Here is a 22758-nt window from a genome sequence, read left to right as displayed (position 1 = left end):
CCTCCCGCTGCGGCCGTCCTAGAGCGCCTCGAGCAGCGCCTGCTGTGCCGAGTAGGCCGCCTGGCCCTCGCCGGGGGCGCACTTGCGGTACCGCCCGTCGGCGCCCAGCTCCCATGCATTGAGGTTGTCCGCCAGGTAGTTCTGCAGCGCCTCGCGCTGGACCCGCTCCGCCAACCGCGGATCCAGGATCGGGAAGCAGGTCTCCACCCGCCGCAGCAGGTTGCGTTCGAGCCAGTCGGCGCTGGCGCAGTACAGTTCCGGCTTGCCGTCGTTGCCGAACCAGTAGACCCGGCTGTGCTCGAGGAAGCGGCCGACGATCGAGCGCACGCGGATGTTGTCCGACACGCCCGGGATGCCGGGGCGCAGGGTGCAGGCGCCGCGCACGATCAGGTCGATCGACACGCCGGCCTGCGATGCCGCGTACAGGGCGCGGATGACCTGCGGTTCGTTGAGGGCGTTCATCTTGGCGATGATCCGGCCCGGGCGGCCGCTGGCGGCCAGCCGGGTCTCGCGCTCGATCCGCGCGAGGATCCCGCTGTGCAGGGTGAACGGCGACTGCAGCAGCCGCTTGAGCCGGATCGACGGCGCCAGCCCGGACAGCTGCTGGAACAGCAGGTGCACGTCGTTGCCGATCTCCGGATCGGCGGTCAGCAGGCCCAGGTCGGTGTAGGCGCGCGAGGTGCCCGAGTGGTAGTTGCCGGTGCCCAGGTGCGCGTAGCGACGCAGGCGGCGGCCTTCGCGGCGCACGATCAGCAGCATCTTGGCGTGGGTCTTGAACCCGACCACGCCGTACACCACCTGCACGCCGGCCTCCTGCAGGCGGTCGGCGACGCCCAGGTTGGCATCCTCGTCGAAGCGCGCCCGCAGCTCGACCACCACGGTCACGTCCTTGCCGTTGCGCGCCGCCTGCACCAGCGCGTCGACGATCGCCGAATCCTTGCCGGTGCGGTACAGGGTCTGCTTGATCGCCAGCACGTCGGGGTCCGACGCGGCCTGCGTCAGCATCTCCAGCACGCCGGAGAACGAGTCGAACGGGTGGTGCAGCAGCACGTCGCCGCGGGCGACGGTCTTGAACACGTTCTCGTCCTCCAGCCGGTTGCGCGGCGAGAACGGCGGGAATTTCAGCTCCGGGCGCTGCACCAGGTCGTGGACCTGGATCACCCGGTTGAGGTTGACCGGGCCATCGATGTAGTAGACCGCGTTCTCGCCCAGCTCGAAGTTCTGCAGCAGGGTCCGCACGATCGGCTTGGGGCAGTCGTGGGCGATCTCCAGGCGCACCGCGGGCCGGTAGCCGCGGCCGACCAGCTCGCTGCGCAGCGCCGAGGCCAGGTTGTCGACCTCGTCCTCGTCGACCACCAGCTCGGAGTTCCGGGTGACGCGGAACTGGTAGGCGCCGCGCACGGTCATGCCCGGGAACAGCTCGTCCACGAACGCGGCCAGCATCGAGGACAGCAGCACGAACGCCTGCTTGCCCTTGCCGGCCAGGCTCGGCGGCAGCTCGACGATGCGGCTGAGCGAGCGCGGCGCGCGCACGATGGCCAGGTGGCTGGGACGGCCGAACGCATCCATCCCCTCCAGCACCACCACCACGTTGAGCGACTTGTTGAGGATGCGCGGGAACGGATGGGACGGATCCAGCCCCAGCGGCGACAGCACCGGCATCACCTTGTTGCGGAAGTAGGCGCGCAGCCAGCGGCGCTGGCGCGCGTTCCAGCTCTTCCGGCCGAGCACGCCCACGCCGGCATCGGCCAGGGCCGGCCGGATTACCTCGTTCCAGCAGCGGTACTGCGCGTCGACCAGTTCGGCGGCGCGGTCGTGGATCAGGTCCAGCAGCTGCGCCGGCGCGAGGCCGTCGGACTGCGCCGGCAGGCCCAGGTCGAGCGCGTGGCGCACGGTCGCCGCGCGGATCTCGAAGAACTCGTCGAGGTTGGTACACGAAATGCAGAGGAAACGCAGCCGCTCCAGCAGCGGCACCTGCGGGTCCTGCGCCTGGGCCAGGACGCGGAAATTGAAATCCAGCTGCGACAGCTCGCGGTTGAGGTACAGCGCCGGGTCGCGCAGCGCGTCGGCGCCGGCTTCGTCGTCGTGCGCGGCATGCGGAGGGAGTAGTGGTCGGTCGTTGTCCATGCGTGCAGGTAGCGTAGCGGCTCAGCAGGTGGGCTGCCCGGCGGCGGGCAGGGCAAGGGGGTCTTCCTGGCGCGGCTGCACCCGGTCCTGGCCGAAATGGCAGGTGAAGACACTGCCGGTGCCCACTTCGCTCTCGATCGACAGGCGGGCCTGGTGCAGGCCCAGCACGTGCTTGACGATAGACAGGCCCAGGCCGGTGCCACCGCTCTCGCGCGAGCGGCTGCTGGAGACCCGGTAGAAGCGTTCGGTCAGGCGCGGGATGTGCGCCTCGGGTATGCCGTAGCCGGTGTCGCGCACCGACAGCACCGCGCCGCCCTCGGGGGTGCGCGCGAAGTCCACCCGCACCCGCCCGCCGGCCGGGGTGTAGCGGATCGCGTTGGTCACCAGGTTGGAGAACGCGCTGTGCAGCTCCTGGGTTGAACCGAGCAGGTCGCAACCGGCCTGGTCGTGGACCTCGATGGCGTGCCGGCCCTGGCTGTAGGCCTCGGCCTCGCGGCGCAGGGTAGCCAGCATCGGCGCCATCGCCACGTTTTCCTCGGGCAGGCTGTCGCGCGCTTCCAGCCGCGAAAGGGCCAGCAGGTCCTCGACCAGGCGGGTCATCCGCTGCGACTGCTTCTGCATCTCCGCCAGCATCGGCTGCCACGGCGGGTAATCGGCGGGGTCGAGCATGTCCAGGTAGCCGTGGACGACGGTCAGCGGCGTGCGCAGCTCGTGGGAGACGTTGGCGACGAAGTCACGGCGCATCTGTTCCAGCCGCAGCAGCTTGCTGACGTCGCGCGCCACCAGCAGCCAGTAGTCCTCCGAGTACGGGATCAGGCGCAGGTTGAGCCGCATCCGCTCGTCCACCGGGGACGGCGCGTCGAGCATGGGCTCGGCATTGCGGCCGGCGGCCAGCCAGCGCGCCAGCGGCAATGGCTGCAGGCGCTCGACCACCGGGGCGCCGAGGTCGCGCGGATGGTGCAGGCCGAGCAGGTCGGTGGCCGCGCGGTTGAACCAGATCGTGCGCTGGGTGTTGCGCTCGACCACCACCACCGCATCGGGCAGCGCGGCGGCGGCGGCGCGGTAGGCGCGCAGCATGTCCAGCAGGCGGCGCTTGCGCGCGCGCATCTCGACCTGGCTGCGGTGGAGCAGGTGGTCCAGTTCGTTCCAGGCACCGGTGCCGCGGGCCGGCTCCCAGCGCCGCCGCGCGGTCAGGCCAAGCAGCACCCTGCGCAGCCGCCAGTAGTGCCACACCAGCACGCCCAGGGCGGTGATCGCCAGCACCCAGCCCACCTGTCCCACCGCCAGGCCGAGCAGCGCGGCCGCGCAGAGCAGCGCGGCCAGCACCACCAGCGTGCGGCGCCAGGCCGCGCGCAGGTCCGGCGGCATCCGATCGGTGCTGGTGGGCGTGTCCCGGTTGCGCGAGGGTGGCGTGGCGAGGCGGTCGTTCATCCGGGGTCGGCTCGTCCTGCGTCGGTCAGGTGGCGGTGGAGAACCGGTAGCCGGCGCCGCGCACGGTCTGCACCATGTTCTCCACCCCGAACGGCTCCAGGGTCTTGCGCAGGCGGCGGATGTGCACGTCGATCGTGCGTTCCTCCACGTACACGCTGCCGCCCCAGACGTGGTCGAGCAGCTGGGCGCGGCTGTAGACACGCTCGGGATGGGTCATGAAGAAGTGCAGCAGGCGGTACTCGGTCGGGCCGATCGGCACGGCCGCCTCGCCGGCGAACACACGGTGCGCGGCACCGTCGATGCGCAGCGCGCCGACCGCCACGCTGCCGTCCTCGTCGTCCTCGCGCGTGCGGCGCATCACCGCGCGAATCCGCGCCAGCAATTCGCGCGCGGAGAACGGCTTGACCACGTAGTCGTCCACGCCGGCCTCGAGGCCGCCGACGCGGTCGTTCTCCTCGCCGCGGGCGGTGAGCATGATGATCGGCACCTCGCGGGTGAGCGCCTCGCGGCGCCAGCGCCGGGCCAGGTCCAGGCCGCTGGTACCCGGCAGCATCCAGTCCAGCAGGATCAGGTCGGGGACGCGGTCGGCGATGGCCGCCTGCGCCTCGCGCGCGTCGCCGGCATGGACCGGCGCGTAGTCGCCCTTGCGCAGGGCGAAGGCGACCATGTCCCGGATCGCGGGCTCGTCATCGACTATCAGGATCTGCTTCTGCACGGTATTCCCGACAGATGGGGGCGACGGCGGGATTAGACTACCGTCCGATGACCGAATTGTGACACTGGCAGCGGGCCGGAGCCGCCGCCACGTCAGCGCCGCTCCATGTCCGGGTCGCGGATGCCCTGCTGGCGCAGTTCCAGCACGGTCGGGGTGATGGCGGCGATGCGGGCGTCGACCCGGGACCGGGTCACGTAGTCCAGGTCGCCGCGCTTCTTGAGCGTCTCCAGCTGGATCAGCGCCTGTTCCGGACGACCATTCAGGAATGCGGCCTCGGCATACGCTTCGGCGGCGCGACTGGTATCGCCGGCCAGTTCGCTCGCGCGGGCGAAGGTCTGCTGGAACACCGGGTCGGCGCCAGCCCGGGCCAGCAGCGGGCGCAGGACTTCCTGGGCACGGCGGCCGGCCTCGCTGCCGCCCTGTTCGACCAGGACGCGGGCGTAGCTCAGCGCCACCGGGCGGTTGCCGGGCATCCGCCGCAGCAGTTCGTCGAAGCGCTGGTTGGCCTGGGCGGCGCGGCCCGAGCGCGATTCGGCCTCGCCCAGCGCCAGCGCCACCCACAGGCTGTCCGGATGCCGGTCGAGCAGCGCGGACAGCTCGGCCGCCGCCGCCGCCGGCTGCCGTGCCAGCCGTGCTACCGCCAGCCCGTAGCGCTGCGGGTCGGTCAGTCCGTCCGGGCTGGAGCGCCGCAGCGATTCGTACTCGCGGATGGCGGCATCCGGGGTGTTGGCGGTGAGTGCCCGCAGCCGCTCCTGCGCCCAGGCGAACTGGCTCCCGACCGGCTCGGCGACCGGATCGAACGGGTCGAAGCGGAAGCCGGAAGGCAGCAACGGATTGACGGTGGCGGAAGGCGGCGCCTGGACCTTGCGCGGATCCATCCGTTCCACCCGTTCGCCGCCGCCCGGCACCGAGGTGGTGGCGGTGACCATGCCGCGCTTGAGCTGCTCGGCGCGCTGCTTGGATTCGCTCACGCGTGTGGTGGTGACCGGGTGCGTGCGCAGGTAGTCGGGGACCGAGTACCCGCCGGAATTGCCGCGCATGGCGAACGACATGCGCTCGAAGAAGTCCGCCATCGCATCGACGTCGTAGCCGCTGCGGGACAGGGTGCGGATGCCCAGCCGGTCGGCTTCCGATTCGTTGGAACGGGTGTAGTTGATCTGGTTCTGCTGGATCAGCGCCATCGCGCTGGCGATGGCCGCCTCCGATGCCTCGCCGGAGGAACTGCCGCCCGCCGCCTGGGCGGCGACGATCGCCGCCAGCATGCCCAGCAGGATCGGGACCTGGTCGCGCTGCGCGCGCTCGACCCCACGCAGCACGTGCTGCTGGGTGACGTGCGCCACTTCGTGGGCCAGCACTGCCGCGACCTCGTCCTCGCGGTGGGCGGTAAGCACCAGGCCGGCATTCATGCCGATGTAGCCGCCCAGGGTGGCGAACGCGTTGATCTGCCGGTCCTTGAGCATGAAGAAGGTGTACGGCTGCTCGGGCCGGTCGCTGCTCGATCCCAGCCGGTTGCCCATCGACTGCAGCCAGTCGTCGAGCAGCGGATCCTCGAGCAGGTAGCCGTAGTTGCGCAGCTCGCGCAGCATCATCCCGCCGTACTCGGCCTGCTTGGCCGGGTTCAGCAGTTCGCCGGCGGAGGAGCCGATGTCCGGCAGGCGCGCGTCTTCCTGGGCCGGCGCACGCATCGGGGCCAGGGTCAGGGTCAGGGCGGCGGCCAGCAGCAGGTAGCGCAAGACGGGTTCTCCGGATCCGGAAGGAGGATGGGGGCGGCGCCGCCGGCGGGTGTGAATCGGTGGTTAACCCGCTGTGTTCCATTCGTGGAGGCTGCCTGCGACGGCGCCGCTACCATATTCGCTACAGACCCCATTCGTCCCGCGGAGTTTCCCGTGACTGCCTCTGCCCCCCCGATCACCCTCTATTCCACCGCCATCTGCCCGTACTGCGTGGCCGCCAAGAACTTCCTCAGGAGCCAGGGCCGGGAGTGGACCGAGGTCCGCATCGACCTGGACCCGGACCAGCGCGAGAAGATGGTGAACCTGGCGCGCCGCACCAGCGTGCCGCAGATCTTCGTCGGCGAGGTCCACGTCGGCGGCTACGACGACATGATGGCGCTGCATCGCGCCGGCCAGCTGCTGCCGCTGCTGGACGGGCACGGACCGGACGGTCAGGCGGAGGGTTCGGCATGAGCGCCGGTAACGGGGACGACGGCCAGGACCGCGTGCGCGAATTCACCGAGTTCCGCCAGCGCATGAACCAGCGCATCCTGGCCGAACCCAACCAGGTGGTGCGTCGCTTCTTCGCCCTGGACACCCAAACCTACCAGGCCGGCGCCCTGGACGTGAAGACCAAGGAACTGCTGGGCCTGGTTGCCTCGCTGGTGCTGCGCTGCGACGACTGCATCAGCTACCACGTGGCCCAGTGCAAGGAGGCCGGGGTCAGCCGCGACGAGTTCTTCGAGACGTTCTCGGTCGGCCTGGTGGTCGGCGGCTCGATCGTGATCCCGCACCTGCGGCGGGCGGTGGATTTCCTAGACCGGCTCGAGGCCGGCGATGCCCAGGCCGCCGCGCCGGCCCACGACCACGGGTGAGGCGGGCGGGCCGGGCTGTCCCGCCGGGCCCTCCGAAGGTCGATCTTGGGGGATTCAGCGCGGATCGGGCATAATTTCAGCACAAACTTTCCCCTCCCCACGCGCCGCGCCCGCCACCGGGTCCGTGCGCCTGTTCCCGGAACACTTCCACCATGACCCAGAAGATCACGGTCATCCGCGGCGACGGCATCGGCCCGGAGATCATGGACGCGACCCTGCACGTGCTCGACCAGCTGGGCGCCGGCCTGGAATACGAATTCGCCGACGCCGGCGTGGTCGCCCTCGAGAAGCATGGCGACCTGATGCCGAAGGAGACCCTGGACTCCATCGCGCGCAACAAGGTGGCGCTGAAGAGCCCGCTGAGCACCCCGATCGGCGGCGGCTTCACCTCGATCAACGTCAGCCTGCGCCGGCATTTCGACCTGTACGCCAACGTGCGCCCGGCGATCTCGTTCCCCAACACCCGCTCGCGCTACGAGAACATCGACCTGGTCACGGTCCGCGAGAATACCGAGGGCGCCTACCTGGCCGAGGGCCAGGAAGTGTCGGCCGACGGCCAGACCGCGATCTCCGGCACCCGCATCACCCGCAAGGGTTCCGAGCGCATCGTGCGCTACGCCTTCGAGCTGGCCCGCAGCACCGGCCGCAAGAAGGTCACCGCCGTGCACAAGGCCAACATCATCAAGTCGACCTCCGGCCTGTTCCTCAACGTGGCCCGCGAAGTGGCCGCGCAGTACCCGGACATCGAGTTCCAGGAAATGATCGTCGACAACGCCTGCATGCAGCTGGTGATGCGTCCGGAGCAGTTCGACGTGATCGTGACCACCAACCTGTTCGGCGACATCATTTCCGACCTGTGCGCCGGCCTGGTCGGCGGCCTCGGCCTGGCCCCGGGCGCCAACATCGGCGAGCACGCGGCGATCTTCGAGGCCGTCCACGGCACCGCGCCGGACATCGCCGGCAAGGGGATCGCCAATCCCTGCGCGCTGCTGCTGGCGGCCGCGCAGATGCTCGACCATATCGGCCAGCCGCAGAATGCCGAGCGCCTGCGCAAGGCGATCGTCGCCACCATGGCGGCCAAGGACTCGCTGACCGGCGACCTGGGCGGCACCGGCACCACCATGGGCTTCGCCAAGGCGATCGCCAGCCGCCTCTGAGCCCCGCCGGCCAGGGCCGGACCGCCCGCGGCAACGCAACGACGGGACGCACAGCGTCCCGTTTTTGTTGGCGGGTGTGCCATCCGTGGCGTTGGCCGCCCGGCGGATGCGGCGCACACTCCGCAGCCCCGCATCCGCAGGCTCGCCCATGTCCGTCCGTCCCAGCGCGCTGGCGCTGACCCCCCTGCTGTTGTTCCTGGCCCTGTTCTTCGGCGCCGGGCTGTACTACACCGCGCAGGGCGAGCCGATGGGCTTCTACCAGCTGCGCGCACCGGTGGCGATCCTGCCGGCCCTGGCGCTGGGCCTGTGGCTGGCGCGTCGACGCGGCGTGCCAGCGCAGCCCACGCTGCTGGCGGGCATGGGCGACGGCAATATCATGCTGATGTGCCTGGTCTTCCTGCTGGCCGGCGCATTCGCCATGGTCTCCAAGGGGATCGGCGCGGTCGACGCAGTGGTCGCCCTGGGCCTGGGTACGCTGCCGCCCGCCCTGGTCCTGCCCGGCCTGTTCCTGGTGGCCGCGTTCGTCTCCATCTCGATCGGCACCTCGATGGGCACCATCGCCGCCGTGGTCCCCATCGCGCTGGGCGTGGCCGACGCCTCCGGGCTCGACCGGGTGCTGGTGCTGGGCGCGGTGCTGGGCGGGGCGATGTTCGGCGACAACCTGTCGATCATCTCCGACACCACCATCGCCGCCACCCGCAGCCAGGGTGCGCAGATGCGCGACAAGTTCCGCGAGAACCTGAAGATCGCCGCGCCGGCGGCGATTGCCACCCTGGTGCTGCTGGCCGGGCTGGGCGAGAGCGCGCCCGCGCCGGAGGCGGCCGAGGTCTCGCCCTGGCTCGCGCTGCCGTACCTGCTGGTGCTGGCTCTGGCCGTGGCCGGGCTCGACGTGGTGCTGGTGCTCGGGATCGGCCTGGTGGTGGCCGGCGGCTTCGGGCTGGCGGTGGCGCCCGATTACGGCGCGGTGGAATTCGCCGGCGACATTTACGCCGGCTTCGAGAGCATGGTGGAGATCACCCTGCTGTCGATCCTGATCGGTGGCCTGGCGGCGCTGATCAAGGCCACCGGTGGCCTGGACTGGCTGGCGCAGAGGATCGCGAAGTTCGCGCGTGGCCATGCCGGCCGCCGTTCGGGCGAACTCAGCATCGCCGCGCTGGCCGCCGGCACCGACGCACTGACCGCCAACAACACCGTCGCGATCCTGGTCAGCGGCAGCCTCGCCCGGGACATCGCGCAGCGCCACGGCATCAGCCCGCGACGGGCCGCCAGCGTGCTGGACATCTTCGCCTGCGTCGTCCAGGGGGTGCTGCCGTATGGCGCGCAGATCCTGCTGGCGGCATCGCTGGCGGCGGTATCGCCGCTGGCCCTGGCCGGCAGCGTGTATTACTGCTGGCTGCTCGCGCTGTCGGCCATCGTGTTCATGCTGTGGCCGGCGCGGAACAAGGTGGCGGTCGTGGCGACGCCGGCCGAGTGACTACGGCCCAAGGATGACCGTTGCCTGGCTGGGCCTTTGGAGCCGACCCGGCCAGGGCCAGCCGTTCTAGGCGCGCTTGATGCTTGCAGCGGGCGGAACGCCGGCTGACACGGGCAGGTCGAAGCCAGGTGGCCTTGAAACGAAAACGGGGCGCTCGGGCGCCCCGTTCCGGCAGGTTCGGCGGGTATCAGCGTGACTGCAGCTTGGACAGCAGGCGCAGGAACTCCAGGTACAGCCACACCAGGGTGACCATCAGGCCGAAGGCGCCGTACCACTCCATGTACTTGGGCGCGCCCTTCTCGGTCGCGTTTTCGATGAAGTCGAAATCCAGGACCAGGTTCAGCGCCGCGATCACCACCACGAACAGGCTGAAGCCGATGCCGACGATGCCCGACTCGTGGATCATCGGGATCCGGATGTCGAAGAAGCCCAGGACGATCGTCGCCAGGTAGACCAGCGCGATGCCGCCGGTCGCGGCGACCACGCCGAGCTTGAAGTTCTCGGTGGCCTTGATCAGGCCGCTGCGGTAGGCGAACAGCAACGCGAACAGCGTGCCGAAGGTCAGCAGCACCGCCTGCATCACGATGCCATTGAAGCGCGCCTCGTACATGGCCGAGATCGCGCCCAGGAAGAATCCCTGGGCGATCGCGTACAGCGGCGCGGTCACCGGGGCCCAGGTCTTCTTGAAGATGGTCGCCAGCGCGATCACGAAGCCGGACAGCGCGCCGCCCCACACGTACAGCCCGATCGACGGGTTGACCGCGCCGTCGGCGCCGAAGGTCTGGTGCCACGAGAAGGCGCCGGTGAGCACGACCAGCAGCAGCATCAGGCCGGTCTTGTTGACCGTGCCGTTGATGGTCATCGTCCCGGTGTCGCCGCCGGTGACCACCCGGCCGCTGCCGAGGTCAAGGAAGGTGGATTCCTGGAGGGCGGGATTGCCGCTGCGCATGGGTACGTGCTCCGTCTATGGATGGGGCCAAGGATACACGGCGGCGGGATGGTGGGCGGGGAGGGCCAGAAGAGCCGGGTGCTTCGGCAGCGTGGTCGGCGATGGTGCGTTGCCGAAGGCGGAAGCGACGAAGGTTGCGGTGGTCTTGCCGCGTCCGCGAGTGCTCAAGGTGGGGTGGCGGGGCTTTAAAAGCCCAGCGCTTCCAGGGCGCAACTCGCGACGGCTCGTTTTTCGTCGCGGGCGCTTTGACTCATTCCCGGCGTGGTGCGAAAGGAGGGACTCGAACCCTCACGGTTTTACCCGCTGGAACCTAAATCCAGTGCGTCTACCAGTTCCGCCACTTTCGCAGGGCCGCACGCGATTCTAACCGCAGGGCAGGGCAAGCCCGGAAACGAAAACGCCCGGACGGGCCGGGCGCTTTCTTCGGGATGGTGGGCCGTCAAGGATTCGAACCTTGGACCTACTGATTAAGAGTCAGCTGCTCTACCAACTGAGCTAACGGCCCCGAACAACTCAAGTACAACCGAGCTGCGCATTCTAGCGGATTACGCCTTCCTGGCAAGCTCCACGGCATGCGCCGTGTCCGAACGAGTGGGGTGGCTGAGGGGATTCGAACCCCCGACCACTGGAATCACAATCCAGTACTCTAACCAACTGAGCTACAGCCACCACTGAAAACCTGTACCCGCCCGGCGCCGCGGATGGCGCGCCCGGCAGGAATCGAACCTGCAACCGCCGGCTTAGAAGGCCGGTGCTCTATCCGGTTGAGCTACGGGCGCACAACTCGGAGCCGCATCGCCTGCCGGACGGGGATGGTCGGGGTAGAGGGATTCGAACCCCCGACATCCTGCTCCCAAAGCAGGCGCGCTACCAGACTGCGCTATACCCCGGTGTGCTGGGTCGGTCCGGCATCGCCTCCAACTGCGGCCCGCCGGGCCCGGCTCCCGGGGTGCCCGGAGGCTCCCTGGAAGGCCGGCTATTGTCCGGAAAGCGCGCCGGGGCTGTCAATGCCGGCCGCACGCGCAGGCTGGCGCAGCCGCGGGCGATAGGCGAAACTAGCGCGTTCCCCAGGGCCGGCAGGATCGCCGGTTCCTCCCTTACAAAACATCGTCGATTTCCGCCGCGGGCAGGAGCCCCGGCCGCAGGAGCCAGACCACCATGCAAGTTTCCGTCGAATCCACCGGCAACCTCGAGCGCCGCATGAACTTCAGCCTGCCGGCGGAGCAGCTGGAGTCCGGCGTCAGCGGCCGCCTGCGCGAGATCGCGCGCACGGCGAAGATGAAGGGCTTCCGCCCGGGCAAGATCCCGGCCAAGGTGATCGAGCAGCGCTTCGGCGAGCAGGTCAAGGCCGAGGTGCTCGGTGGCCTGGTGCGCCAGACCTTCGACTCCGCGGTACGCGAGCACGACCTGCGGCTGGCCGGCAACCCGCGCATCGACCGCGCCGGCGAGGGCGACCTGGAGTTCGTCGCTACCTTCGAGGTGGTGCCCGACTTCGGCGATGTGGACGTGACCAAGCTCACCGTCGTGCGCAATACCGCCGAGGTCACCGACGCCGACATCGACCAGATGATCGAGAACCTGCGCCTGCAGCGCCGCACCTGGAACAAGGTCGAGCGCGCGGCGAAGGAAGGCGACCTGGTCGCCGGCGCGCTGTGGACCCAGTTCGAGGATTTCCGCCAGCCCGCCGAGGGCGTGGAGCAGTTCAGCGCGGTGATCGGCTCGGGCCAGCTCCTGCCCGCGCTGGAGAGCGCGCTGGCCGGACTTCAGCCGGGCGTGGAAAGCATCATCGACGTCGCCTTCCCGGAAGGCTGGCGCCAGCCGCAGCTGGCCGGCAAGACCGCCCAGGTGCACGTGACCCTGGCCCAGGTCTCCGAGCCGGTTCTGCCGGAGGTGGACGCGGCGTTCATCAAGAGCTTCGGGGTGCGCAGCGGGCAGATGGACAAGTTCCGTGACGACATCCGCAGCAACCTGGAGCGTGAGCTCAAGGGTGCGCTGATGGCGCGCCTGCGCCGCGAGGTCGGCGAGCAGTTGACCTCCACCTGGGCGCACGTGGAACTTCCGCCGCGCCTGGTCGAGAACGAGGCCCGCGGCATGCTCGCCCAGCAGCTGGATCAGGTCCGCCGCAGCGGCCGCGATCCCGGCCAGGTTCCCGGCAACGCCCACGAGGCGTTCCTGGAGCCGGCGCGCAAGCGCGTGCTGGCCGGCCTGCTGGTCGGCGAGGTGGCCCGCCGCCACGACCTGCGCCTGGACCCCAAGCGCGTGAACGAAACCCTGCGCCTGATCGCCTCGACCTACGAGCAGCCCGAACAGGTCATTGAGATGTACCGCAACGACCCCCAGTTGATGCAGGGACTGCAGAACCGGGTGATGGAAGAGCAGGTGATCGACTGGATCGCCGAGCGCGCCCAGCACACGGTCACGCCGCTGTCGTTCCAGGAAGCGATCCGGGGATGATGGCGGCGGCGGGTACGGCCAGACCGCCGCGACCGCTATGCTGCCCGAGGGCCCCGGAACTCCGGGCGCCGAGACCCCTGAATCCAGGCACGCCCAGGAGCGTACGCACCGATGAGCATGATCCCGACCAAAGCCCTCAACCTGGTCCCGATGGTGGTCGAGCAGACCAGCCGCGGCGAGCGCGCCTACGACATCTACTCGCGCCTGCTGAAGGAGCGGGTGATCTTCCTGGTCGGCCCGGTCGAGGACCACGTCGCCAACGTGATCATCGCGCAGATGCTGTTCCTGGAGGCCGAGAACCCCGAGAAGGACATCAGCCTGTACATCAACTCGCCGGGTGGCCTGGTCACCGCCGGCATGGCGATCTACGACACCATGCAGTACATCAAGCCGGACGTGAGCACCATCTGCGTCGGCCAGGCGGCGAGCATGGGCGCGGTATTGCTGGCTGCCGGCGCGCGTGGCAAGCGTTACGCGCTGCCCAATTCGCGGGTGATGATCCACCAGCCACTGGGCGGCTTCCAGGGCCAGGCCACCGACATCGACATCCACGCGCGCGAGATCCTGAGCATGCGCGCCAGGCTGAACGAAATCCTGGCCTACCACACTGGCCAGTCGATCGAGACCATCGCCCGTGACACCGAGCGGGACAACTTCAAGAGTGCCGCCGAGGCCAAGGTGTACGGCCTGGTCGACGAGGTGCTGGAGCGCCGCTCGGACGAGTCGATCCAGGCCGGTTGAGTCCGCTGGGCACCCCCTTCGCGGGCCGGTCCGCAGCGGCCGTCCCGCCCCCCGTTCCGCAAGGCCCGGAGCGCCGCTGGCGCGGTTCCGGCCCTGTGCTATTCTCGAACCGGAGTCCGTCTCACGCGGGCTGCGATACTGGACACACGAAGCATGAGTGAAGACCGCCAAGGCCGTTCCGGCGACAGCAACAAGATCCTCTACTGCTCGTTCTGCGGTAAGAGCCAGCACGAGGTCCGCAAGCTGATCGCGGGCCCGAGCGTGTTCATCTGCGATGAATGCGTGGAGCTGTGCAACGACATCATCCGCGAGGAGCTGGAAGAGAAGGCCCAGTCCGCCCGCAGCTCGCTGCCCAAGCCGCGCGAGATCCTCGAGGTCCTGGACCAGTACGTGATCGGCCAGCAGCGGGCGAAGAAGACGCTCGCCGTCGCCGTGTACAACCACTACAAGCGGATCGAGAGCCGGCAGCGCAACGAGGACGTCGAGCTCGCCAAGTCCAACATCCTCCTCGTCGGCCCGACCGGCTCGGGCAAGACGCTGCTGGCCGAGACGCTGGCGCGGCTGCTCAACGTGCCGTTCACCATCGCCGATGCGACCACGCTGACCGAGGCTGGCTACGTCGGCGAGGACGTGGAGAACATCATCCAGAAGCTGCTGCAGAAGTGCGACTACGACGTCGACAAGGCGCAGCAGGGCATCGTCTACATCGACGAGATCGACAAGATCTCGCGCAAGAGCGAGAACCCGTCGATCACCCGCGACGTGTCCGGCGAAGGCGTGCAGCAGGCGCTGCTCAAGCTGATCGAGGGCACCGTGGCCAGCGTGCCGCCGCAGGGCGGGCGCAAGCACCCGCAGCAGGAATTCCTGCAGGTGGACACCAAGAACATCCTGTTCATCGTCGGTGGTGCGTTCGCCGGGCTGGACAAGATCATCCAGCAGCGCAGCACCGAGGCTGGCGGTATTGGCTTTGGCGCCAAGGTGAAGAGCCAGGCGCGCAAGGCCGACACCGGCAAGCTCCTGGCCGAAGTCGAGCCCGAGGATCTGATCAAGTTCGGCCTGATCCCCGAATTCGTCGGCCGCCTGCCGGTGGTGGCGACACTCGAGGAGCTGGACGAGCCGGCGCTGGTCAAGATCCTGACCGAGCCGAAGAACGCCATCACCAAGCAGTTCCGCAAGCTGTTCGAGATGGAAGGGGTGGAGCTGGAGTTCCGGCCGGACGCCCTGGCGGCCATCGCCCGCAAGGCGCTCAAGCGCAAGACCGGCGCCCGCGGCCTGCGCACCATCGTCGAGTCGGTGCTGCTGGACACGATGTACGACCTGCCGTCGAAGGAGAATGTCAGCAAGGTGGTGGTCGACGAGTCGGTGATCGAGCACAAGACCGAGCCCTACCTGATCTATGAAACGCCGCCGGCCACGCCTAAGGTGGCATCGGCCGAGTAGGTCGAGTTTTGTTCAGGAAGTTGAAGAAGCCCCGGCAGCGCCCGGGGCTTCTTCTATCCGGTTGATGCAAAAGGAAAACAGGGCCGCTTCTTGCAACGCCCGCGGGTTGACCCCATAACGGGGGCAGGACGGCCGCTGCCGTCATCCCCACACCCCCGGAGCCTGCATGTCCCGCCACCGATCCGACGCCCTGGAGCTGCCCGTCCTGCCACTGCGCGACGTGGTGGTGTTCCCGCACATGGTCATCTCGCTGTTCGTCGGGCGGGACAAGTCGATGCGCGCGCTGGAGCAGGCGATGGAGGCCGACAAGCAGATCCTGCTCGTCGCGCAGAAGTCCGCCGAAACCGACGACCCCGATGCCGGCGACCTCTACGCGATCGGCACGCTGGCGCAGGTCCTGCAGTTGCTTAAGCTGCCCGACGGCACGATCAAGGTGCTGGTCGAAGGTACCTCGCGCGTGCACGTGGACGGCATCGCCGAGCGCGACGGCGCGCTGCACGGGCGCGGCGAACTGGTCGAGGCCGGCAGCGGCCGCAGCGACCGCGAAGTGGAGGCGGTGGCGCGTACCCTGACCGGGCTGTTCGAACAGTACGTCAAGACCAATCGCAAGCTGCCGCCGGAGCTGCTGCAGACCTTGTCGGGAATCGACGATCCAGGCCGCCTGGCTGACACCATCTCCGCCCACATCGGCGTGCGCCTGGCCGACAAGCAGCGCCTGCTCGAAAGCGCCGACGTCGGCGAGCGGCTGGAGCTGCTGGTCGGCCTGGTCGAGGGCGAAATCGACGTCCAGCAGATGGAGAAGCGCATCCGCGGCCGGGTCAAGTCGCAGATGGAGAAGAGCCAGCGCGAGTACTACCTCAACGAACAGATGAAGGCGATCCAGAAGGAGCTGGGCGACCTGGACGATGCCCCGGGCGAGCTGGAGGAGCTGGTGCGCCGCGTCGCCGAGGCCGGCATGCCGAAGGCTGTGGAAGCCAAGGCGCGCGCCGAACTCAACAAGCTCAAGCAGATGTCGCCGATGTCGGCCGAGGCCGCGGTGGTGCGCAACTACCTGGACTGGCTGCTGGGCGTGCCATGGAAGAAGCGCAGCAAGGTGCGGAAGGACCTCAAGGCCGCGCAGGACACGCTCGATGCCGACCACTACGGCCTGGAGAAGGTCAAGGAACGCATCCTCGAATACCTGGCGGTGCAGTCGCGGGTGAAGCAGATGAAGGGGCCGATCCTGTGCCTGGTCGGGCCGCCGGGCGTGGGCAAGACCTCGCTGGGCCAGTCGATCGCCAAGGCCACCAACCGCAAGTTCGTGCGCATGTCGCTGGGCGGCGTGCGCGACGAGGCCGAGATCCGCGGCCACCGCCGCACCTACGTCGGCTCGATGCCCGGGCGGATCGTGCAGAACCTCAACAAGGTCGGCACCCGGAACCCGCTGTTCGTGCTTGACGAGATCGACAAGATGTCGATGGACTTCCGCGGCGACCCGTCTTCGGCGCTGCTCGAGGTGCTCGATCCCGAACAGAACCATTCCTTCAACGACCACTACCTCGAAGTGGACCTCGACCTGTCCGAGGTGATGTTCGTGGCGACCTCCAACTCGCTGAACATCCCCGGCCCGCTGCTGGACCGCATGGAGGTCATCCGCATCCCCGGCTACACCGAGGACGAGAAGCTCAGCATCGCGCTGCGCTACCTGGTGCCCAAGCAGCTGAAGGCCAACGGCCTCAAGCCGGAGGAGCTGGCCATCGCCGAGGATGCGGTGCGCGACATCGTGCGCTACTACACGCGCGAATCCGGCGTGCGCAACCTGGAGCGCGAGATCGCCAAGATCTGCCGCAAGGTGGTCAAGGAGATCGCGCTGCGCGGTCCGCAGCCGGTGAAGAAGGCGGCCAAGAAGACGTCCGCGCGCAAGGCGAAGGCCGCGGTGGTACAGGTCTCGGCGAGGAACCTGGACAAGTACCTGGGCGTGCGCCGCTTCGACTATGGCCGCGCCGAGGAACAGAACGAAGTCGGCCTGGTCACCGGCCTGGCCTGGACCGAGGTCGGCGGCGACCTGCTGCAGATCGAAGCCACGCTGGTGCCCGGCAAGGGCCAGCTGATCCTGACCGGCCAGCTTGGCGACGTGATGAAGGAATCGGCGTCGGCAGCGCTCTCGGTGGTGCGCGCGCGTGCCGAGGCGCTGGGCATCGAGGTCGACTTCCTGCAGAAGCACGACGTGCACCTGCACGTGCCGGACGGCGCCACGCCCAAGGACGGTCCGAGTGCGGGCATCGCCATGGTCACCGCGCTCGTATCCACGCTGACCAAGGTGCCGGTGCGGGCCGACATCGCCATGACCGGCGAGATCACCCTGCGCGGCAAGGTCACGGCCATCGGCGGCCTGAAGGAGAAGCTGCTGGCCGCCCTGCGTGGCGGCATCCGCACCGTGATGATCCCGGAAGAGAACCGCAAGGACCTGGCCGACATCCCCGCTAACGTCACCGACGGCCTGAAGATCGTCCCGGTGCGCTGGATCGACGAAGTGCTCGACCTGGCCCTGGAACGGCCGTTGCGCCCGGTGGCCGGGAAAGCCGGCACGCGCGGCGGCAGAAGTGGCGGCCGCCGCCAGCGTCCCGCGGAAGACCAGGCCGGCGTGAAGCACTGAGCAACGGTGATGCGAATGCAACGGCGCGGGGTCAAAACCCGCGCCGTTGCTGCATTTCCGGCTTGCCGCAGGGGCCCGGCGCCCTGTATAACGGGCGCACCCGCCGGCGGCCGAGGCTGCGCGGTGGCACCGGACCAACGGGGTCGCCCGGCATGGCGCGGGCCCGGTCACCCATCTCGCGGCGCCGCCGCACAGGGAGCAAAGAAGAATGAACAAAACCGATCTGATCGATGCCGTCTCCATCGAAGCCGAAGTCACCAAGGCCGAGGCCGCCCGCGCGGTGGATGCGGTCGTCAACAGCATCACCAAGGCGCTGAAGAAGGGCGACGCGGTGACGCTGGTGGGCTTCGGGACCTTCCAGGTCCGCAAGCGCGCGGCCCGTACCGGCCGCAACCCGAAGACCGGCGAGACCATCAAGATCAAGGCCTCGAAGAACCCCGCGTTCAAGGCTGGCAAGGCCCTGAAGGACGCTGTAAACTAATCGACCCGCCGCCAAGGGCAGGGTGCATGCACCCGGGTGCTTAGCTCAGCGGTAGAGCGTCGCCCTTACAAGGCGAGGGTCGGGGGTTCGAAACCCTCAGCACCCACCAGTTTTTCGGTGCGGCGCGGTAAAAAATTTGTTCGATGGTCTAGCGCGGATGCCGCTGCCAACGTACAATAGCTGTCTCGATGCGGAGTGGTAGTTCAGTCGGTTAGAATGCTGGCCTGTCACGCCGGAGGTCGCGGGTTCGAGTCCCGTCCACTCCGCCACTATCTGGAAGGCCCCCGCGAAAGCGGGGGCCTTTCTCTTTTCGGGCCCGGAACGGCGCGGATGCCGCCCTGCGGCTGGCCCGGCCGCGCACGCCGACTAGGGCGCCGCGTCGGGTTACACTGCGCCGCTTGTCTTCCAACGCTTATCTGACTGGGCCGCACAATGCTGCAGAAACTTCGCGACCGGACATCGGGATGGGTCGCCACGATCATCATCGCGCTGCTGATGGTTCCCTTCCTGTTCGTGATCGACCACAGCTACCTCGGTGGCGTGGGTGCCAACAACGTGGCCCAGGTCAAGGCGCCGCCGAAATGGTGGGAGGGCGCGCCCGGCTGGTGGCCGGTGTCGATGTTCTGGGAACACCGCGAGGTCGGCGTCAACGAGTTCCGCCAGCGCTTCGAACAGGAGCGCATGCGCCAGCGCCAGGAGCAGGGCGAGGCGTTCGATCCGCGCACGTTCGAGACGGTGGAGAACAAGCGCAGGGTCCTGGACCAGCTGATCGACGAAAAGGCGCTGCAGCTGGCCGCCGAGCGCGCCGGCGTGGTCGTCGGCGACGACGCGGTGCGCGAGTACATCGCCACGATCCCGGCCTTCCAGGTCGACGGCAAGTTCGACCCCAATCGCTACCAGCTGGCGCTGGCCTCGCAGGTGCCCGCGCGCACCCCCGAGCAGTTCCAGGAACTGGTGCGCGAATCGCTGCAGCAGTCGCTGATCCCGCTGGCGGTGGGTACGTCCGCGTTCGTGACCGATGCCGAGTTCGACCGCATCGTGCGCCTGTCCGGCGAGAAAAGGGACGTGGAACTGGCGCTGCTGCCAGCCACGCCCGAGGACACCGCTCCGGTCGGCGACGAGGAGATCAAGGCGTGGTACGACGCCCATCCGGCCGATTTCACCCGGCCAGAGTCCGTCACCATCGAGTACGTGGAAGTCGACGGCAGCCGCCTGCCGGCGCCGGCGCCGGCCGACGAGGCCACGCTGCGCAAGCGCTATGACGAAGAGAAAGCGCGTTTCGTCGAACCGGAGCAGCGGCTGGCATCGCACATCCTGGTGCGCGTGGACGCCGGTGCCGATGCGGCCGCGCTGAAGGCCGCCGAAGAAAAGGCGCAGCGGCTGGCGGAGGAGGCCAAGGCGCCGGGGGCCGATTTCGCCGCGCTGGCCAAGGCAAATTCCGAGGATCCCGGTTCGCGCGACAGCGGCGGCGACCTGGGCTGGGTCGAGCGCGGCGCCATGGTGGCGCCGTTCGAGGAGGCCCTGTTCGCGATGCAGCCGGGCGAGGTGCGCGGCCCGGTGAAGACCGACTTCGGCTTCCACGTGCTGCAGCTGCGCGAGCTCAAGCAGGGCGCGCAGGTGCCGTTCGAGCAGGCTCGCGAGGAGCTGGCGCGCGAACAGGCCCAGGCCGACCGCGAGCGCGCCTTCAGCGACCTCACCGGCCGGCTGACCGACCTGGTCTACCAGAACCCGTCGTCGCTGGCCCCGGCGGCCGAACAGGTCGGCCTGCCGGTGCAGAAGCTCGGTCCGTTCACCCGCGACGACACCGTCGGCATCGGTGCATCGCCGGAGGTGAAGAAGGCCGCCTTCTCCGAGGCCATGATCCAGGACGGTACCGCCAGCGATCCGATCGAGCTGGGTCCCGAGCACAGCGTGGTGGTGCGCGTGCTCGAACATACGCCGGAACAGCCGCGGCCGCTGGCCGAGGTGCGCGACCAGGTGATCACTGCGATCCGCGCCGACCGTCGCGAGAAGGCCGCGATCGCCGCCGCCGACGCGTTGGTCAAGCGCCTGCAGTCGGGCGAAACGATGAGTGCGGTGGCCACGTCGGTGGGTGCCGAAACCGCGCCCTTGCCGGGCCTTCCGCGCGGCGTTCCGGCACCGTCGCCCGAGGCCAACCGGGCGATCTTCGCCGTGGCCGCCCCGGGCGAAGGCAAGCCGGCGGCCGGCCGCTTCTCGCTGCCCGACGGGCGCCAGGCGCTGTTCAGCGTCACCGCGGTGCATCCGGGTGACCCGGCGGAACTGCAGGCGCAGCAGCGCGACATGCTGCGCAACCAGTTCGAGCAGATCGACGGTGGCGCGGCCGCCGAAGCCTATGTGCGCGAGGTGCGCAAGCGCTTCGAGGTGCAGGTCGAGGAAAGCCAGCTTTGACCGGCTGACCGCATCGCCGCGTTCGCCGACCGGCGGACGCGACGATGGCTGGCGACGCGAAGGGCGCGGAGCATGTCTCCGCGCCCTTCTACGTTCTTGGCCGGCCATCGCGATCGCGGAGCGGGCGCAACGCTGCACGGTTGCCGGTTGTCCCTGCGATGCATGCTGCTGGACGTCACTGCACTCGCAGCACCATGCCCGGGCGTAGCACGCTGGTCGCCTGCAGGCCGTTGAGTTCCAGCAGGTGCCGCGTGCTGACGCCGTAGCGCTTGGCGATGCTCCAGGCCGAGTCGCCCTTGCGCACGGTATGGGTGGCCTGCGTTGCCGCCTGTTCCGCGTCGTCCGGCACGGGCCCGGCGTCGACGGTCGATGCCGGCGCCGCCGCGTTCGCCGGAACCAGGGCCCAGGGTGCGCCGCGGCTTGGCCAGCGCCCGGCCAGCGAGGGGTTCAGCCGGCGCAGGGTGGCGGCGTCCTGCCCATGGCTGCGTGCCCACGCATCGAGCGACCGCGCACCCTCCAGGGGGCGCGCCTGCAGCCGCGCCACCGGTTGGTCCAGGCCAGCGCGCCACCGTGGCTGTTCGCCCGCTTCCTCGACCAGGCAAGCCAGCGCGTGCAGCTTCTCGGCATAGGCGTAGGTCACCGGCGCCAGGCCCTTCAGCATGGCGGGCGTGGCGGTCGCCGCCTCGGCGCCGCTCTTGCGCAGGGCATTCAGTACACGATATTCGCCGGCGTTGTACGCCATCGCGGTGAGCCGCCAGTTGCCGTCGAAGCGCTGGTGCAGCGACTTCAGGTACTGCACCGCCGCGCGCGTGGATTCGGCCGGCGACAGCCGCGCGTCATAGCCCGGCTCGATACGGATCCCGTGGTGGCGCGCGGTCACGCGGATGAACTGCCACATCCCGGCCGGGCCCGCCTTGCTCCTGGCGCCAGGCGCATAGCCGCTCTCGATGAACGGGACCAGCGCGAATTCGGTGGGCAGCCCCGCCTCGCGCAGCGAATCGACGACGAAGCCGAACAGCATCAGGGTGTCCGAATCCACCTGGCCCAGGCGCCGAGGTGCATGCGCGAAGTGCTTGCGCCAGCGCGCCTGGGCGTTGTCGCAACCGGGTTCGGCCAGGCCTGCCAGGAACGCTTCGTAGATCGCCAGCCCGCTGTCCGCCGGAGCGGGCCCGGCGCCCGGCGCGGAGGCGGCCTCGGTGGGTGGTTGCGCGCGCGTGGCGGTGTCGCCCACGCCTGCTTGCGGGGGGGCGTGGGCGGATGCCGTCCCGGCAGGCGTGCCGGCACCCGCGCCCGTGCCGGATTCCTTGCCGGCAGGCGCCGAAGGCGCTGTGGCGCAGCCTTGCAGCATCAGGGCCGCCGCCAGCAGGAGGGCGGGCAAAGCGAGGCGATCGGGGGTCATCCGCGGAATTCGTCCTTCCAGCCGCGCAGCGCGGCAAAAGTCTCCACCTCGTCGGCAGGCGCACGGCCGAGCCGGTGCGCGACCGCATCCCTGACCGTCGCGGTGTCGCAGCGCAGGAAGGGATTGCAGTCGCGTTCGCTGGCGAGGGTAGTGGGCAGGGTGGGAACGGCGGACGCGCGCTGGCGCACGGCCTCGGCGCGGCGCAGGGCCAAGGCGGCGTTGTCCGGCTCGACCTCGCAGGCGAAGCGCGCGTTGGCCAGGGTGTATTCGTGCCCGCAGCACACGCGCGTGTCGCCGGGCAACGCGGCCAGGCGCTGCAGGGATCCGTGCATCTGCGCGGCGGTACCTTCGAACATCCGACCGCAGCCGAGGCTGAAGAGCGTGTCGCCGCAGAACAGGTGGCCGTGCACGACGTAGGCGACATGGCTGCGGGTGTGGCCCGGCACCGACAGCACGCGCACGTGTTGGTCGAGCAGCTCCAGGCGCGAGCCTTCGCCGACCCGTTCGCAATCCAGCGCGATGCGGCTGTCGTCCGGCGCGAACACCGGCAGCCCGGGCCAGCGTTCCAGCAGCGCCGGCACTCCGCCGCAATGGTCGGGATGGTGGTGGGTCAGCAGGATCGCCGCCGGCTCCAGACCCTCGCTGGCCGCGGCCAGCACCGGCGCAGCGTCGCCCGGGTCGACCACGAGCGCGCGCCGCGCGTCCCGCAGGACCCAGATGTAGTTGTCCTCGAATGCGGGCAATGCACTGAGTCGCATA

At 69.3% G+C, this 22758-nt stretch carries 16 protein-coding genes, 7 tRNA genes and 1 pseudogene; 12 read left to right on the top strand and 12 right to left on the bottom strand.

The features are described 5' to 3' along the window. Positions 1-18: 18 nt before the first annotated feature. The 4 genes from ppk1 to ABKA19_RS07720 all read right to left on the bottom strand — a co-directional run bounded on the left by ppk1 (position 19) and on the right by ABKA19_RS07720 (position 6006). Positions 19-2127, bottom strand: a complete 2109-nt coding sequence (gene ppk1 / locus ABKA19_RS07735) for a polyphosphate kinase 1 (RefSeq protein WP_353688412.1) — start codon at positions 2125-2127, stop codon at positions 19-21. A 21-nt stretch (positions 2128-2148) separates the two neighbouring features. Then, positions 2149-3495 carry a phosphate regulon sensor histidine kinase PhoR gene (gene phoR, locus ABKA19_RS07730; protein ID WP_353688614.1) on the bottom strand — a complete coding sequence of 449 codons (1347 nt, stop codon included), beginning with the start codon at positions 3493-3495 and terminating at the stop codon, positions 2149-2151. Between the two features lie 88 nt (positions 3496-3583). Then, positions 3584-4273 carry a phosphate regulon transcriptional regulator PhoB gene (gene phoB, locus ABKA19_RS07725; protein WP_162377742.1) on the bottom strand — a complete coding sequence of 230 codons (690 nt, stop codon included), beginning with the start codon at positions 4271-4273 and terminating at the stop codon, positions 3584-3586. 92 nt (positions 4274-4365) lie between these two features. Beyond that, a complete protein-coding gene (locus tag ABKA19_RS07720) occupies positions 4366-6006 on the bottom strand; it encodes a M48 family metalloprotease (RefSeq protein ID WP_502945737.1) in 1641 nt (546 codons plus the stop codon). 132 nt (positions 6007-6138) lie between these two features. Here ABKA19_RS07720 and grxC point away from each other — a divergent pair, with 132 nt between their 5' ends. From grxC to ABKA19_RS07700, 4 genes are all read left to right on the top strand, one after another. Next, entirely contained in the window at positions 6139-6459 is a 321-nt protein-coding gene (grxC, locus tag ABKA19_RS07715; RefSeq protein ID WP_502945752.1) for a glutaredoxin 3, read from the top strand. Then, positions 6456-6860: a carboxymuconolactone decarboxylase family protein gene (locus ABKA19_RS07710; protein WP_162377739.1), complete on the top strand. Its 405-nt coding sequence runs from the start codon at positions 6456-6458 to the stop codon at positions 6858-6860. Before grxC ends, ABKA19_RS07710 begins: the two co-directional genes overlap by 4 nt. A 152-nt stretch (positions 6861-7012) precedes the next feature. After that, on the top strand, positions 7013-8017 hold the full coding sequence (locus tag ABKA19_RS07705; RefSeq protein ID WP_353688410.1) for an isocitrate dehydrogenase: 1005 nt from the start codon (positions 7013-7015) through the stop codon (positions 8015-8017). Positions 8018-8165: 148 nt separating this feature from the next. Then, positions 8166-9491, top strand: a complete 1326-nt coding sequence (locus ABKA19_RS07700; RefSeq protein WP_353688409.1) for a Na+/H+ antiporter NhaC family protein — start codon at positions 8166-8168, stop codon at positions 9489-9491. 187 nt (positions 9492-9678) lie between these two features. Here the strand turns inward: ABKA19_RS07700 and ABKA19_RS07695 are convergent, their stop codons facing one another. The 6 genes from ABKA19_RS07695 to ABKA19_RS07670 all read right to left on the bottom strand — a co-directional run bounded on the left by ABKA19_RS07695 (position 9679) and on the right by ABKA19_RS07670 (position 11330). Continuing rightward, positions 9679-10440, bottom strand: a complete 762-nt coding sequence (locus ABKA19_RS07695; RefSeq protein WP_353688408.1) for a Bax inhibitor-1/YccA family protein — start codon at positions 10438-10440, stop codon at positions 9679-9681. Between the two features lie 262 nt (positions 10441-10702). Further along, positions 10703-10787 (bottom strand) — tRNA-Leu (locus ABKA19_RS07690). A gap of 82 nt (positions 10788-10869) precedes the next feature. Further along, positions 10870-10945: transfer RNA gene (locus ABKA19_RS07685), tRNA-Lys, on the bottom strand. Positions 10946-11032: 87 nt separating this feature from the next. Further along, positions 11033-11109 (bottom strand) — tRNA-His (locus tag ABKA19_RS07680). A 33-nt stretch (positions 11110-11142) separates the two neighbouring features. Next, a tRNA-Arg gene (locus tag ABKA19_RS07675) sits at positions 11143-11219 on the bottom strand. Positions 11220-11253: 34 nt separating this feature from the next. Next, positions 11254-11330 (bottom strand) — tRNA-Pro (locus ABKA19_RS07670). A gap of 268 nt (positions 11331-11598) precedes the next feature. Between ABKA19_RS07670 and tig the strand changes: the two genes are divergently transcribed. The 8 genes and pseudogenes from tig to ABKA19_RS07630 all read left to right on the top strand — a co-directional run bounded on the left by tig (position 11599) and on the right by ABKA19_RS07630 (position 20600). Further along, entirely contained in the window at positions 11599-12894 is a 1296-nt protein-coding gene (tig, locus tag ABKA19_RS07665) for a trigger factor (RefSeq protein WP_353688407.1), read from the top strand. A 117-nt stretch (positions 12895-13011) separates the two neighbouring features. Next, a complete protein-coding gene (clpP, locus tag ABKA19_RS07660; protein ID WP_502945751.1) occupies positions 13012-13635 on the top strand; it encodes an ATP-dependent Clp endopeptidase proteolytic subunit ClpP in 624 nt (207 codons plus the stop codon). Between the two features lie 153 nt (positions 13636-13788). Further along, the gene (gene clpX / locus ABKA19_RS07655) at positions 13789-15075 is read left to right on the top strand and encodes an ATP-dependent Clp protease ATP-binding subunit ClpX (protein WP_162378541.1); all 1287 of its coding nucleotides are present in this window, start codon (positions 13789-13791) and stop codon (positions 15073-15075) included. 166 nt (positions 15076-15241) lie between these two features. Then, complete coding sequence (lon, locus tag ABKA19_RS07650; RefSeq protein WP_353688405.1) at positions 15242-17710, top strand: endopeptidase La; 2469 nt, start codon at positions 15242-15244, stop codon at positions 17708-17710. Positions 17711-17915: 205 nt separating this feature from the next. After that, positions 17916-18191, top strand: a pseudogene (hbs, locus tag ABKA19_RS07645) (non-specific DNA-binding protein Hbs); the annotation flags it as partial. Between the two features lie 34 nt (positions 18192-18225). Beyond that, positions 18226-18300 (top strand) — tRNA-Val (locus ABKA19_RS07640). A gap of 83 nt (positions 18301-18383) precedes the next feature. Beyond that, positions 18384-18460 (top strand) — tRNA-Asp (locus tag ABKA19_RS07635). Positions 18461-18623: 163 nt separating this feature from the next. After that, on the top strand, positions 18624-20600 hold the full coding sequence (locus tag ABKA19_RS07630; protein ID WP_353688403.1) for a peptidyl-prolyl cis-trans isomerase: 1977 nt from the start codon (positions 18624-18626) through the stop codon (positions 20598-20600). 175 nt (positions 20601-20775) lie between these two features. On the opposite strand, the gene ABKA19_RS07625 is transcribed toward ABKA19_RS07630, so the two are convergent. Both ABKA19_RS07625 and gloB read right to left on the bottom strand, forming a co-directional pair. Next, positions 20776-21831: a lytic transglycosylase domain-containing protein gene (locus ABKA19_RS07625; protein WP_353688402.1), complete on the bottom strand. Its 1056-nt coding sequence runs from the start codon at positions 21829-21831 to the stop codon at positions 20776-20778. 164 nt (positions 21832-21995) lie between these two features. Beyond that, positions 21996-22757 carry a hydroxyacylglutathione hydrolase gene (gene gloB, locus ABKA19_RS07620; protein ID WP_353688401.1) on the bottom strand — a complete coding sequence of 254 codons (762 nt, stop codon included), beginning with the start codon at positions 22755-22757 and terminating at the stop codon, positions 21996-21998. Between the last annotated feature and the right edge of the window lies 1 nt (position 22758).

This window comes from Pseudoxanthomonas sp. Soil82, from assembly GCF_040446535.1.
GTDB lineage: Bacteria > Pseudomonadota > Gammaproteobacteria > Xanthomonadales > Xanthomonadaceae > Pseudoxanthomonas > Pseudoxanthomonas kaohsiungensis.
The sequence above is the reverse complement of the archived record's forward strand: the minus strand, read 5'-3'. Positions and strand labels throughout refer to the sequence as shown.

Excerpts from the sequence above, each read along its gene's own strand:
- ABKA19_RS07630 (WP_353688403.1), top strand. The coding sequence starts at position 18,624 with ATGCTGCAGAAACTTCGCGACCGGACATCGGGATGGGTCGCCACGATC.
- ABKA19_RS07710 (WP_162377739.1), top strand. The coding sequence starts at position 6,456 with ATGAGCGCCGGTAACGGGGACGACGGCCAGGACCGCGTGCGCGAATTC.
- ABKA19_RS07700 (WP_353688409.1), top strand. The coding sequence starts at position 8,166 with ATGTCCGTCCGTCCCAGCGCGCTGGCGCTGACCCCCCTGCTGTTGTTC.
- gloB (WP_353688401.1), bottom strand. The coding sequence starts at position 22,757 with ATGCGACTCAGTGCATTGCCCGCATTCGAGGACAACTACATCTGGGTC.
- ABKA19_RS07695 (WP_353688408.1), bottom strand. The coding sequence starts at position 10,440 with ATGCGCAGCGGCAATCCCGCCCTCCAGGAATCCACCTTCCTTGACCTC.
- phoR (WP_353688614.1), bottom strand. The coding sequence starts at position 3,495 with ATGCCGCCGGACCTGCGCGCGGCCTGGCGCCGCACGCTGGTGGTGCTG.
- ppk1 (WP_353688412.1), bottom strand. The coding sequence starts at position 2,127 with ATGGACAACGACCGACCACTACTCCCTCCGCATGCCGCGCACGACGAC.
- clpP (WP_502945751.1), top strand. The coding sequence starts at position 13,012 with ATGATCCCGACCAAAGCCCTCAACCTGGTCCCGATGGTGGTCGAGCAG.
- tig (WP_353688407.1), top strand. The coding sequence starts at position 11,599 with ATGCAAGTTTCCGTCGAATCCACCGGCAACCTCGAGCGCCGCATGAAC.
- clpX (WP_162378541.1), top strand. The coding sequence starts at position 13,789 with ATGAGTGAAGACCGCCAAGGCCGTTCCGGCGACAGCAACAAGATCCTC.
- ABKA19_RS07705 (WP_353688410.1), top strand. The coding sequence starts at position 7,013 with ATGACCCAGAAGATCACGGTCATCCGCGGCGACGGCATCGGCCCGGAG.
- lon (WP_353688405.1), top strand. The coding sequence starts at position 15,242 with ATGTCCCGCCACCGATCCGACGCCCTGGAGCTGCCCGTCCTGCCACTG.